We start from the raw sequence: 14,436 nt of genomic DNA, 5'->3' as shown, positions 1-14,436 counted from the left end.
TAAGAGCATGACTTTTTCATAGAATAGACAAATACATTTTCATGCGTAATTAATTCATTTAATTTCTTTATTTTGTCTGTCTTGTCACTTGTCGTCACATTATAGCACAGAGTGTGTAAAAAGAGAAGTCTCTCTTTGTCTCTAATTTTTTCCTTATTTTTGAACCGGCTGCCGTTTGAAGAAAAATGCCAGCACCATGCAGCCTGCCACGATCAGCATCGGAAGCCAGAACAGATTCATATAAATTGCACGAATCGCTTCCGGGCTTTGCTGCGCTGCCTCTGCTGCATAATGTCCCGCATGAAGCACAGCCGAAAATACCACACCGGCGATAGCTGTTCCCGCTTTCATCGTGCACATCATAAAAGATGTCATCACACCCTGCGGGCGTTTTCCGGTCAACGATTCCACTTCATCCACTGTATCTGCACAGATGGCATAACACGGACTGGTTGCCATGCTTTTTCCAAGTTCTGCCAAAAGCATAAATACACAGAACAAGACCAGATTTTTTCTGCACACAAACATAACCACTGTCAGCACCAGAAAGGCTCCAAATCCAAACAGCATGCAGTTTCTGTTTCCAAGCCGATTGAGCATCTTATCCATAAACAACGCCGCCAAAAGCTGCGCCATCGTATAGATCGTAAGAATTAAAGTTGCCCGGCTTTCATCCATCAGAATATATTTGGAATAATACATAATGCTCTGGTTTTGCAGGATCATCACAACCATGACGCAAGCCCCGATCACACAGAGCAAAATCCAGGAACGGCTTTTTACCGCACATTGCAGAGATTCTTTTAAACTCATGCGCGCTTCCCCTTCTGTCCGCACACGTTCCCGACAGGAAATACTACAGTTTCCAAGTAACACCAGATTTATCACACCGTAAATTACCGCCACCGGTGCAAAACTGAAACGTCCCTGCACACCGCACAACGCCACCAACGGCAAGGTCAGAAAGCTCACCAGCAGACTTCCGGTTCCGCTTCCAAATACTTTAAAACTGTTCAATACACGGCGTTCTTTTACATCACTGGTGAGCAATGACAGCAACGTGCCATAACCGGTATTGTTGACCGCATACAAAATGCAGAATAGCAAATAGGTAACAAACGCAAACAGCACTTTCCCGTGTGCGCTCAGATCCGGCACCATAAAAACAAGGATAAACATAATCGTCAGCGGAATCGTGGTGGTATAAATAAAAGGCTTTGCCTTGCCCCCTTTGAAATGACTGCCGTCAATGGCGACTCCCGTCAGGAAATTCACCAGTGCTTCTATTAACCTCGTCACACCAAAGATCACGCCCACTGCCGCAATGGAAATTCCTGCGATATCCGTATAATAATAGGAAAGGTAAGAACTGACTGCACCAAATGTAATGCAGCTTGCCACGTCTCCACCGCTGTAGCTGAATTTTTCCCATAAAGATATTTTTCTAGATTCTTTTTTTATGTTTGTAGTGTTCATTGTCTGCCCCCAAATTGAACTGATTTTTAACCGAATCAAGTAAGTCCCCTGCTTCAATTGCGAAAAGCAATAAGCAGTGGGAGGGGACTTGCTTTTATCAGGAGGAGTGCAAGCTCCTTCTGATAAACTGCGGAGCAGTTATTCGGTTATGAGCAAGTAGCGAAGCGGATTGCGAATATCCGCTTGACTATATCTATCACTCATCTTATAAAAATGATTTTACTACTTTAGGGTAAAGAAATATAGAAGGATTTTTCCCAAATACTGTAAATTCGTATCAGTATATTACATTTTATTCATTACATGTGTTCAGAAAATGATTGTACTTATAAAACATAGCAAACAGGAGGAAACAAAGATGGGAAAAATTATTACATGTATCCAGAGAATGATTGTACTTATAAAAAGAAATATTCCATTGTTCACGCAAAAAAGATATATCGTTAAGATACCAATTTTTCTCTTTACGACAAAAAAATCAGCAGATATTCTCTGCTGATTTCAATGATGCAGGAAAAGGGACTTGAACCCTCATGACTGCAATAGTCACACGGACCTGAACCGTGCGCGTCTGCCAATTCCGCCATTCCTGCGTATTAAATTGTTTGCTGCATCGTTGATGTAAAATGCAGGAAAAGGGACTTGAACCCTCATGACTGCAATAGTCACACGGACCTGAACCGTGCGCGTCTGCCAATTCCGCCATTCCTGCATATCAAATTGCTTTGCTGCCCCGCAGCTGACAAAGCATATAATACAACAACGACATTTAAATGTCAACACTTTTTTTCTGTTTTTTCAAATGCATATTTTTTATATTTTTTCCGAAAAACTGTTGACATTATGCCTTACTTTTGGTATCATTTCTTCTTGTCGGAAACAATAATGACGACACATGCGGAAGTGTCGGAACTGGCAGACGAGCAAGACTAAGGATCTTGTGACTATTGCAGTCGTGTGGGTTCAAGTCCCATCTTCCGCATCAAAAGACCTCAACCTTTGGTTGGGGTCTTTTTTGCGGACGGAGACATGAACCCAAGGTTCATATCTCCGCTTCGCTCCGGTCGGCGCAAATCCGAGATCCACCGGATCTCGTGCGCCCCATCTTCCGCATTATTTAATTTGGTGCGGAAGCCTTATAAATTAAGGCTTCCGCGCTTTTTTTGTTTTTAAACTGTTTGAACACCCTTGAACACGTTCACATCTGGCATTTTGCCACTGATTGCTGTTTCGTAGGCAGATACCCTATCTTCCAGTGGTTCCGTTGCAAAAATGTAACTTTGCTGTGTTGTAGAAATATCTTTATGCCCTGCAAACATTCTGATTTCTTCATCTGACAAAAGCTTCGATGCTGCTAAATTCGAAATACACGTTTTTCTGATACTGTGATTTCCTTTTTGTGATGTTTCAATTTTTTTATTGATTCTGCGCAGCGTATTATTGATTGCATCATTATGCATTCGTTCTCCCTGCGCGTTTAAAAGTAAATATTCCGAGTGAAATCCCCTCGAATCATTTATCTGACAGATCAGTTCAAAAAACAGTTTTGCATTGCTGGTAAGCACGATTTCACGGTTTGATTCCAGCGATTTGGTATGTTCAACTACTTCATATCCTGACCGCTGTACAACTCCGTTTTCATCATGTACATACTTTTTTATCTCCTGCCGCTGGATATGCACCGTTTTCTCAGAAAAATCAGTTATTTTCAACGCAACCAATTCTCCCACACGTAATCCCAGTGTAAAATTCAGGCAGATTGCCAGATATGCAATGTTTTTGGTTTTCTTAAACTGTTGTAACGCCAACTCAATCACAGACGTCTCTTCCTCTCCCATATAAATCTGCTCTGCCGATATTTTTTTCTTCGGCACTGCAAACTTTTTATAAGATATATTGCGGACATTCCGTGAAACATTGTATTTTGTTAAATTAGAATCAATGGCGTAATCAGATAACATATTTAAAAGTGATTTCATCTCTTTAAACTGTTTATTGGTAAGATGAAGCGTTTCTATCTTATCTAAAAACCACTCTTTCAAAAATGCTACGGTAATCTCATCCAGATATTTCGCCACCAGTTCATCCTGTTTGTAATATTTTTCCCATACCCAGTTCAGTTTATGTGCATTGGCACTGGAAGTTTCTTTTTCTTTATACTTCATGAACATGGGATATAATGTCTCAAAAGTTGGCCGTTCTAATACTTTTGCTTCCTCTTTTTTCTTATAAAAGTCTACTATTTTCTTTTCCAGTTCTTCTTTTGATGTTGATGTCAGCGGTTTACGTTTTCCGTCACTATTTTTTACATAAGTACGGTAACGCTGGTCTTTTTGTGAATAATAGATTTTATAAGGATGTTGTGCTAAATAATATTCTTTTTCCATATTGTCGATATCATCCAGCACCCTGTCTAATGGTTTCTTTTTCGCACGGATTTCAATATTGACAACGCTTCTGCATTCGTATGAAAAAACATCAGTTTCTTCAAAATATCACAGGCGTCCAATATCGAAATACTGGCCGTTTGGCATCACTCCTCTCGGTATAATTTTTATTTGCAAACATATGTTTGCACTAATTTTTTAAAATGTCAACACCTGGTTGATAATCCGCAGTTATTTTTCGAATGATTCATCAAAAAGATACTCATGTTTCGTAAACGTTTACGCGTTTACGTTTACAATTTTTCCGCTCGTTTTGATATTTCTTATAAATTTCGAATGTAGTTGTAATTGCCGTATCCTCCCGGTTATGTCCTAATGCCACACTGACGATCCGGACAGCTCTCCGATCAAGCTTTTTTCCGCTTTCATCAGAACGGCATATATATATCTCTGACCGCATTTTTCCATCTGCACACATGATTTTATGGTTATAATCTAATTTTTCTATCGGTCTTGCATACTGCTTGTACAGGTACGTTGCATAATCTGCACGATATCCATGCACATCACAGTTTTTATTCACATACCGCCATACAAGTTCATCAGGACCGGTATTCTGCATTCTCCGAATGACATCCTGCTTATGTGGACCCACGATCGGAGAAATTCTTGTTTTTCCTCCTTTGTCCCGGCGGTGAATCATAAAATAATCCTGATCCGGAAAAAAAGTTAATGCATCCTCACATGCACGAATCACCGCTATATCTCCTGCTTCTCTGGCATCTTTCAGTTTCTGTTCCACTCGTGCACGATCATACAGGTCGTCACCACGTAAATGTTCCAGTACCTTCCGCCGAAAACCACAAGCCTGACAAAAATGAATCAATTCCTCATTCGCCTGTTTTGAAAAATGTTTATCCCTGACTTTCTCGCCACGGCTACGCTTAATATCCACCCGTTTTCTGCTTGGACATTGAAATCTCTTTGGATCATCCCGTGCAATGCCGTAGTATTTATTCAGTGCCGCTGCTTCCGTCTGAACCGTCCAGGCAGACAGTTCTTTATCAACTCTGGTCTGCAGCCATTCGTTGACATATCGTCTGGCTGTTTTCATACTTGTGATTTCCGGATGTGCTTTTCTGATCCATCGAATAAAATAATTAATATGTTTCATATAGACCTTGTATGTCTCAGGTGAATATATTTTATCGCCTGTTTTTCCTTCTTTTTTAGCTTCTTCCTTTGACTCTCCCAATGCCATCATCTTCTGCAAATGACTGTAGGCTTGTTGATGAAGTGTTTTTTTATATTTCCTGAATTTACTTTTTCCCATTTTTCTCGCCTCCTTTCCGTTGTATTTCTTTGTTAAAGCAATTTGCCGCAGGATGTCTGAAAAGACTCCCGCAACACCATTTCATAACGTCGGCTCTTCGTCGACCAGTCTGGTGTGTGACTTTCTAACGCATTTTTCTGCTTGCGTTTGCAGCCGATTAGATTCAGAAATCTTTCGGGATCAGTACCGATCACATCTCATGCCGTTCAGTGACGGTCTCAGGTATGTGAGCCCTGAGCCATGTTCCTTATAGCCATGGCAGCTAAGCATCCATTCCGGCTTTTCTGCCGGAGAGTATCTGTTTTAAGTATGATACCCACATACTTTTCCGTCTCACGAACGGAACAGACAGCAAACACTGTCCTTTTTTAACTGTTGACAACGCAACAGCTCTTCTGACGTCAAAACAACGTCTGTGTCTTGCCCCTTATGCCTCTCGACATTCTATCGGGCAATAAATTGTACTCCATTTGTCATCTGACAATTATATTATGAAAGATAAAAAAATTATCGCTGGCATTTTTCATTTTTCCGATTCATTCTATGACTATTTGTTTACCTACATAATCTGTTAGTCCTTTTTTATCATCCAAATGACCTCTGTTTTTTTCTGGCTTTTCATCTCACTTACACGGTTTCTGACATAATTTAACGGTTTACTCGTTCACATGCCGTGGGTGCCTTCGCACCCTACAGCTTGCAAACGAGTAAACCGTTTCTGTTAAAATATTATAAATTTCAAAAAATCTAACCAGAAAATACATCTCATATTCAAAAAATCTATCATTTTTTGGTTATTTGTGGAATAGCATTTTCGTACCAAGTGGTTAATACATTGGAGTTCAATCTCTGCATTTTTCTTATTTCTCTTGATGCCTTATAAATGTTTGTATCAAGATATAACTGAGGACTCCATGAAGTTTTTATTTGCTGTTTCAATACTAATGCATTTTCACTATTATCATCAATAAGCTTAACATATTCGCCAAACAATACAGGGCATTTCTCTTTCAGTAAATCTGGAATAGATGGATATACAATTTTATTAATCATATCGGATGCCCAGTATCCTGTAGTAGATAAATCAAACGGATTCACATATATATGGTTGTTCACATCAATATCAATTATGCATCCGTGAATTGTCCCATCTCCACCAATTCTTTTCACTATATTTGCAATATGTTTTTGAAAAGAATTAAATTTATCTAGCGGTTTTTTTATTGTGGCAATCATTGCATCCATATGGTCGTAATAGTACTGAATCTCCTGTACTCCTATTTTTTTCATAACACCTCCATTCAGGATCGTGAGTGAACCACTTTTAGATTTATGGATAAAGCAATAATAACCATTTCGTTTTAACATATAAAGTACATTTACATTCCGTTGAAAGGTCATTTGAATATTTATTCCACGATAGAAATCATTATATTGTTCTCTAGTAATTTCAAAAATGCCATCATCATAACCAGAAAAGTAATCGTAGTCGTTATCGATTAAAAATGTTTTCAAATGTGGTGTATCGCAACGGTAGCCAATCTGATTGTCTGAATAGATTCTATATTCACCATCATCATGAAAAAAATTTCTGTGAGTATGTCCACTCACATAAACAAAATTTTTATCTGGAACTGTCTCACTACACCAATCCTTCTTCGGTGTATGCGTTAGAATAATGGTGTTCTTTTTTTCCAGAACAGGCAAAAAACGATGGTATAACTCCTCGAAAACTTTCGATTGCTTTATTTCCTCAGATCTATCTACAGTCAAACGGTAAATGCCATTATCAGCATTAAATTCTGTATTATAACCTGAAAATCCTAATCCTCCAAGAATAACATATCTTGCGCTCCGCAACCGTTCAGAAATTTGTTTTTTGCCCATTGAACATAACTCTTCATATTGAATCATTTGCAAACTCGGATCCAATGAAGACGATAAATCCCTTCCGTCTTTATACAGGAGATCATTCTGAAGTAAATACATCCCATATTTTTCCAAACATGTACGGTATTTTAAAGTAATCTGATTGATTGTCAATCCAGGAAAACTCCACAATTCATGATTTCCAAGAGTAAATATGACCTGCGTATTCCCCCCCAATGTTTTCGACAAAATTTTTACAAACAACTGAAATATGCTGAAATCAGATGCCACATCACCATCAATTAACAATATACTCCCTGCCTCATTTGCAATGGTTTCTGCTATTTTTTGAATCACATATTTAATGTCTTCCTTGGAGCGGCAACCTGCATTTTTAAGTCTATGTATAAGATGTAAATCTGAAATATAGTCAATTCTCTGACATTTCAAATTTAAAAAAACATCCCACGAACTTAAATCTTTTTCTGCTGCTTCCTCCGCTAAATCTCTCGAAGTCTGGAGCACCAAAGCCGTCTCATTTTCATTTTGTTCTACGCAATCAAAGAATTCTATCACACCATCATTCACTTCTTGAACTTCATAGTTCAGACCAAACTTTTCGCATAGCGAACTCTTCATTTTTGCATTAAAAAAATCAATAGTATCCCACTGGCTTAAAAATATTAAACCATCGCAAAAAAGCAAATCTGCTCCCGACAAATCATTCTTCAAAAATGCAACAAAATCAAAAAAATAATCAAAAGTATGTGTATCTTCTTTTAGCATGGCTCCAGAGATATTGTGCCAACGTTGCACTACATAGAACTTTTTATTCTGATAATACTTTTCTATCGAATAAATTCCATCCGAATCCACCTGAATTGGAAGTTTTGTTGTTTCATCTACGATATAATCTGAAAAATCAATATCACATTCAAGCAGCCCTGATAAATCACAATATCTCAAATCTCCATCAAGGTAATCAACAAACTCATCGAAAGATTCAAAGTACCGATATATTGTTGCATCTGGGATCAATCTATTACCTTTTTTATACCCAAGTTCTTTTTCGCAATAATAATGTGTTTTTTTATCAAAATATCCTCTTGTGCCAAAATCTATTTTTTTATTTTTTAACAACCGAATATACTCTTTCAAATTTTTCTTATGTTTATAAGAAGCATTATATGCCCGTTCTACATCATCTGGATTATAAATTGAGCACAGTCCTTCTATCATCTCAAACACTGGATACTTCTCAGATGACATATACTCCATAATAATGTTAAAGCGTTCTTTGCTATCTACATCGGCAAATATATATTGAAAGAAGAAAAATGTAACATCTACAATTGACGCAATTTGAGATTTTTGATAATTACTAACAGTTTTTTCGAATTGGTCATAACTATCACAGGCATTAAATTTTTGAATCCAACGTTTACATAAACTATGTATTTTCTTTGCATCGTCGTAAGAAGAAATTTCCTCATCAGACACTGCTAAGAAATAGTTATCTACGTTATCATCAACAAATGCCTTTCGCGCCCTTAGTTTTTGCATATCTATCTGATGTGAAGTAACGATACGCTTCGTGAAATCGCAAAACATATAACAAGCATTGTCATAAATATCCCCCTGAAGGAAATCAAAGTATGAATCAAAATTATCAAATGTAGAAAAAATATTCCTGCATACTTCTCTCCCATCTTCATTTATCCGTAATAAAGATTCTTCCACAAAAAAGGAATTGGTAATAACATCAAACCCTCTCTTTCCTAACATCCGAAATCCCAATTTTCGCTCAAAATCTACAATTTGCATATCATTTTTATAATCTTCCGGGATATCGAAAACGCTGATTTCAGCATTTTTTAATTGCCTTATTATTTCCCCTACTTCTGAATTCAACATATATAACCCCACTCCCGTTTCTACTTTTGTTATTTTATTTCTTCATATTATGTCATAAAACTATCATATTTTCTTTTCAAGAAAAGGTGGACTCTCATTAAGGGAAGATACATTTATCTTTCAAAAAAATCTGCTCATTAAGTTAATACAACTATTATTTTATTACTTTATTGATGTCGTTATTGCACTCAACGCTTTACTTAAAGCTATCTCATCATCCTGTTTTTTTCTTAAGCTTTCCCACATACCAAGTATCTGATAAATACATTGTTTCACAACAGGAAAATACTTTCTGCATTCTTCTTCACTCAATTCATGAATGCCTTTACTTAGAATTCCATAAATAGTTGTATTCTTGACAAGCATATCCGGAAGATACCCCTTTAACATTTTAATTCGTTCAGCCACTCTTGCCTGTTCAAATTTTTCTTTATCAATATCATCACCCGCAGTTTCTTTTGCACTATAGACAAGTCTTTCAAGAATTCGTCTTAAGTAAACATATGAGCCAGCACCAATTCCACTTGCAAAAAGTCCTATTGCTGTTCCAAGTTCTCTACGATCTTCCTTAGAAATCACATGTTTATAAGCATCCAATTCTGGAAATGTCATATCTGCAACAGAGGGATACTGCCCAATTTTCATCATCGAATTATCTGTTGTTAATACAATATAATCAAGATGATGTTCATCATTCATGCTACAAATAAATTTGAATAACAAAACTCTTGACACTTCTTCAATTTGCCAGTTCTTCCATTCCCATATTTTATTTTTTCGACTTTCCAAGCCATTAGGTGATGATGAATTTTGAAGATCATTCACCTGTTTAATTCTCCTCATTTCCGCTGAAAGACTTCTTGAATAGCACTCCTTACCATCATCTACAAAATACTTATACGGTTTCATTGTGAAAACGCGTTCTGTCTTGCACTCTTTACAATAAACACTTATCCGAACTTTTCCATCAAGTAAAAAAATCAAGTCATCAATATTGTCCTCATTTATTTTTATAGAATCATAAAGTCCCGCTGTCTGTAGAAAATTTACAAACTCATTTTCTTTATCAGAAACTATATTGGATGGTATTGAATCAAAAACATTATGTTTCATTTCATTATCCCGCCTTTACTTTATTTTTACTAAAACATCTTGTAAAATTGCATATTTTTTATACCGTCATCTAAGTCAATGGAAATCGTCTGTCCAGCAAAATGATAAATTTTCTCTATAAGTACGAATCTCGACATCCTGTCCTTGCAAAACGACCAGTTTCTTGTAACAAATTTTCCTTTTTTCACCTCATTCTTATTTGTTGAAAAAATTATTTATATAGTTATTTATTATCATATCATAAGAATACATTTTCGGCAATCTCATACAGGCAAAAAAATATCTAGCTTCTAGAATATCGCACATTTAATAATTTCTAAACTACTATTTTTTCGTTCGATATGTTTTATTCCCAAAATTTAGAAAAACAGCCTGGTTAATTTCACTTAACCAGACTGTTTCTACTACTTGAACACGTTTTGAACACGTTTTGAACACGTAACAATCAGACAGTGTGCTGAAAGCCTTTCTTTTCTTGATTTACGGAAGGTACAATTTCTTCAAGTCCTATCTTCCGCATTATTTAATTTGGTGCAAAAGCCTTATAATCAAGGCTTCCGCGCTTTTTTTGTTTTTAAACTGTTTGAACACGTTCACATGTGGCATTTTGCCACTGATTGCTGCTTCATAGGCAGATACCCTATCTTTCAGCGGTTCCGTTGAAAAAATGTCTATTATATTGCAGAACGTATAATTCATCAGACAAAGTTCTATAGTAATACGCACATTCATCCCAAGAACACCACGTCATTTGAAATATTATTTTTCTTGAATATTCCTCTAAAATCATGTATATTAAAATAGTTTGATAATCAAACAAATTTCAAAGAAAGGTTTTTACATAAATGAAAATCATAAAAAAGAAAAAACTCAGCATCAAAAAGATCATACTGATCATCCTGACAATTTTTGTTGCTCTGCTCGTTCTGATTTCCCTGTTTGCCGGAAATTACCTTGTAAATTATTCTATTGGCCGCTCTGGTGATGGTGGAAACAGAACTGTTGCACTGGAAATCCCGGAAACTGCCGATGATACCGAACGTACCATTGCAGAAGGAAAAATTGCACAGCAGGAAGCAAACGAAGCATTTCTTGCTGAAAATCCCGGTCAGACAGTTGAGATCACATCTGAGGATGATATTCACTGCAGTGGCATCTATTATCCAAATGGCAACTCCCATGACTGGGTCATTGCCCTGCATGGCTACCGTGGCGACCACCTCGGTGCAACCAGTCTGGCTCAGCATTATCACGATCACAATTATCAGGTATTAACACCAGATCTTCGTGCCTGCGGTGATACGGATGGCAATTATCTTGGAATGGGATGGTTAGACCGAAAAGATATTCTTTCCTGGATTGACTGGATCATTGCTCAGGATTCCGATGCCAAAATCGTTATTCACGGTATTTCCATGGGTGCTGCCACAACCATGATGACAGCCGGAGAAGATACTCCGGATCAGGTAGTTGCCTTCGTTGAAGACTGCGGTTATACCAGCGTATGGGACATTTTCTCCAGTGAATTAAAACTTCGATTTGGCATGCCGAAATTTCCGCTGATGTATACAGCAAACCTGTTTGCCATAGCAAAAGCCGGTTATTCATTCAAAGAAGCATCTGCTCTGGATCAGGTAAAAAACTGTGAAAAACCAATGCTGTTCATCCATGGCACAGCCGATGATTTCATTCCATATGAAATGATGGATACTTTATATCAGGCAAAACCTGGTGATAACAAAGAAAAAATCACCGCTCCGGGCGCAGGCCATGGAGAAGCCATGTATCTTCTGGGAGATGAATACTGGGATGATGTCTTTGCATTTTTAAATAATTTTTAAATATAGCTTGACATCTCCTACTTATTTTGTTATTATAATCAAGTCGTTTGAAACAACTACATAATGACAAATGCGGAAGTGTCGGAACTGGCAGACGAGCAAGACTAAGGATCTTGTGATTATTGCAATCGTGTGGGTTCAAGTCCCATCTTCCGCATTACTTAATTTGGTGCGGAAGCCTTATAAATCAAGGGCACTGAAAAAGTCTAATTCTTCGAAAAAAGAATTAGGCTTTTTTAGTGCCCTTAAAATCAAAGGGTTTGTGGTGTTTATAAAACACCTATGTGATTGATGTATACGGAGAAAAAACACTTCCAGGCATACGTACAATTGTATGTACAGTCAAGCGGATATTCGCAATCCGCTTCGCTACTTGATCATAACCGAATAACTGCTCCGCAGTTTATCAGAAGGAGCTTGCACTCCTCCTGATACAAGCAAGTCCCCACCCACTGCTTATTGCTTTTCGCAATTGAAGCAGGGGACTTACTTGATTCGGTTAAACTCAGAAAACAGTTTTGTTTTAATTGCTACTTTTGCATTGTCTGTTCCAAATAAAAATCCATCTAGCAGAATTACCGCTGCTCTACCATTTTCTTTTAAACGATACATGATAACTGACATAAAAAGATCTGCCGTCTCACTGCTTTTTTCAGAGCAAAGAACCTGCACTCGTCGTTTCGACAGTCCCCATTTTTCAGCTGTTTGACTGATTGAAAGATATTCCATGCCTTCATCTCCATATTATAGTGAGTTCACGATCAATTATGTTTCTATTTTTAAATTATAATTCCAAGTGCGAATAAAGTCAATTTCAGCTACCACTTTCAAGAAAAAGAGCGTATGGATTTGATTCCATACACTCTATGATTGTAATCTTCATATTTATTTTACAGTGTCAAAATATCCAATGATTCCAATGTATCCATCCTTCTTTAAAGGCGACCACAATGTATGCAATTTCATTCTATACATCTGACTGTTATTTTCCACCATCGCTTTTATCGTGGCAGATATTTCTTTATTTTGTACAGATGTCTGATGTAATAAAACACGAATACATTGAACATCTTCTTCATTTACTCCAAATTCTTTGAACAAATTGAATTTCGGATTATCTCTCTGACATAATATCTGATGTTCTCCGTTTAAGATAGTTAATTGGCCTGAAATTGCATTGTAATCAATTGAGTTCATTCCACTGTTTGATTTAAAGAAATCGATCTTTTCCTGCATGACCTTGACAACACTCTGTGAATAGTTTTGGCTCGGTAAAGATCTGTCGCTAAGTATTTCATTAGAAAGTCTCTGTACTTCATGGTAATAGCTATTTTCATCCATTTCCTTATCAAACATATTTGAAAATTGAAGCCTCAGTTCTTTCAAACATTTCAGAAGGATTGGGTTAAATTGTCCGCATTGCCCATCCAGGATCATTTGAATCGCTGTGTCATGATCAAATGCTTTCTTATAACATCTTTCACTTGTAAGTGCATCATAAACATCGACAATTGATACCACCTGTGCAGAGATTGGTATTTCTTCACCTTTCAAGCCATCCGGATAACCCTTTCCGTCCCATCTTTCATGGTGCCATCTGCTGATTTCCCATGCGGTATGCACCAGTGGATGATCTTGTGGAAAGTCCATATCCTTAATTATAGCTGCGCCAAGCTCACTATGGGTTTTCATAATTTGAAATTCTTCATCGGTAAGTCTGCCTGGCTTATTCAATATTTCTTCCGGAATACGAATCTTACCAATATCATGAAGGGAAGAAGCAGTTGTAATCAAAGCAATATCTGTCTCTGTCAAAGGATAAGCATCTGTTACTTTTACCAGTTGTCTCAGCATCATCTCCGTTGCTGTTTTAATATGCAGGATGTGTTCTCTGCTCTCGCTGTTGCGGGATCCCAATATATTACTCATAATCTGGATCATGATGTTATTATTTTCTTCTTTTTCGTAAACCTGATCATAAACTACATTAATCAGATGCTTTTGATTCGCATAGAGCCCTAAAGTGTTTTGGACTCTTTTCTTTACAATCACAGAATCAAACGGTCGTGTGATATAATCTGTGATTCCCAGCTCATATGCCTTACGCATAGTATCAACAGCATCTTCAGAAGATATCATGATTACAGGAGTTTCAGCAATACACTGGCTTCTTTTCATTATTTTCAAGACTTCAAAACCATTCATCTGTGGCATATTGATATCTAAAAGCATCAGATCAATTCCAATATTTTCTCCTATCATCTGGATTGCCTGATTTCCGTTTTCGGCTTCCAGATAGTTATAAGCATCTCCAAGAATCTCCTTCAATATGTCCCTGTTAAATTTTGCATCATCTACAATCAGTATTTTTTGTTTTTTATCCACATTTTTCTTTCCTTTATCCACTCGTTTTTTATGATCTTCCAAGCACTTGATTCAAGGCAGAAAGTCATGTCGCATCACTTAATGCTACAGTCCCTTCTTAGCTTCATAACACTCTTGC

The 14,436-nt window shown here is 37.1% G+C and carries 8 protein-coding genes and 4 tRNA genes; 3 read left to right on the top strand and 9 right to left on the bottom strand.

Annotated features, from left to right (window positions below):
* Positions 1–153: 153 nt before the first annotated feature.
* From DXB15_RS09750 to DXB15_RS09740, 3 genes are all read right to left on the bottom strand, one after another.
* Positions 154–1,476 (bottom strand): MFS transporter, encoded by a 1,323-nt coding sequence (locus tag DXB15_RS09750; RefSeq protein ID WP_118702834.1) that lies wholly within the window; start codon positions 1,474–1,476, stop codon positions 154–156.
* Positions 1,477–1,984: 508 nt separating this feature from the next.
* Positions 1,985–2,069: transfer RNA gene (locus tag DXB15_RS09745), tRNA-Leu, on the bottom strand.
* A 34-nt stretch (positions 2,070–2,103) separates the two neighbouring features.
* Positions 2,104–2,188, bottom strand: a tRNA-Leu gene (locus DXB15_RS09740).
* Between the two features lie 185 nt (positions 2,189–2,373).
* Between DXB15_RS09740 and DXB15_RS09735 the strand changes: the two genes are divergently transcribed.
* Positions 2,374–2,458 (top strand) — tRNA-Leu (locus tag DXB15_RS09735).
* A 187-nt stretch (positions 2,459–2,645) separates the two neighbouring features.
* Here the strand turns inward: DXB15_RS09735 and DXB15_RS09730 are convergent.
* The 4 genes from DXB15_RS09730 to DXB15_RS09715 all read right to left on the bottom strand — a co-directional run bounded on the left by DXB15_RS09730 (position 2,646) and on the right by DXB15_RS09715 (position 10,092).
* Entirely contained in the window at positions 2,646–3,863 is a 1,218-nt protein-coding gene (locus DXB15_RS09730; protein ID WP_147404795.1) for a tyrosine-type recombinase/integrase, read from the bottom strand.
* A 262-nt stretch (positions 3,864–4,125) separates the two neighbouring features.
* Positions 4,126–5,196, bottom strand: coding sequence for a phage integrase N-terminal SAM-like domain-containing protein (locus tag DXB15_RS09725; protein WP_118702832.1), 1,071 nt, complete (start codon positions 5,194–5,196; stop codon positions 4,126–4,128).
* 783 nt (positions 5,197–5,979) lie between these two features.
* Entirely contained in the window at positions 5,980–8,979 is a 3,000-nt protein-coding gene (locus DXB15_RS09720) for a metallophosphoesterase (RefSeq protein WP_118702831.1), read from the bottom strand.
* Between the two features lie 162 nt (positions 8,980–9,141).
* The gene (locus tag DXB15_RS09715) at positions 9,142–10,092 is read right to left on the bottom strand and encodes a hypothetical protein (RefSeq protein ID WP_118702830.1); all 951 of its coding nucleotides are present in this window, start codon (positions 10,090–10,092) and stop codon (positions 9,142–9,144) included.
* An 845-nt stretch (positions 10,093–10,937) separates the two neighbouring features.
* Here DXB15_RS09715 and DXB15_RS09705 point away from each other — a divergent pair.
* Positions 10,938–11,933, top strand: coding sequence for an alpha/beta hydrolase (locus tag DXB15_RS09705; protein WP_118702828.1), 996 nt, complete (start codon positions 10,938–10,940; stop codon positions 11,931–11,933).
* A gap of 72 nt (positions 11,934–12,005) precedes the next feature.
* Positions 12,006–12,090: transfer RNA gene (locus tag DXB15_RS09700), tRNA-Leu, on the top strand.
* Between the two features lie 329 nt (positions 12,091–12,419).
* Here the strand turns inward: DXB15_RS09700 and DXB15_RS17280 are convergent.
* On the bottom strand, positions 12,420–12,662 hold the full coding sequence (locus DXB15_RS17280) for an N-6 DNA methylase (RefSeq protein ID WP_243115625.1): 243 nt from the start codon (positions 12,660–12,662) through the stop codon (positions 12,420–12,422).
* Between the two features lie 156 nt (positions 12,663–12,818).
* Positions 12,819–14,318: a response regulator gene (locus tag DXB15_RS09690; protein ID WP_118702856.1), complete on the bottom strand. Its 1,500-nt coding sequence runs from the start codon at positions 14,316–14,318 to the stop codon at positions 12,819–12,821.
* Positions 14,319–14,436: the final 118 nt, after the last annotated feature.

This window comes from Roseburia sp. OM02-15 (genome assembly GCF_003481835.1).
In the GTDB taxonomy this organism is placed as follows: domain Bacteria; phylum Bacillota; class Clostridia; order Lachnospirales; family Lachnospiraceae; genus Eubacterium_I; species Eubacterium_I ramulus_A.
This window is presented reverse-complemented; position numbering and strand designations above follow the sequence as displayed.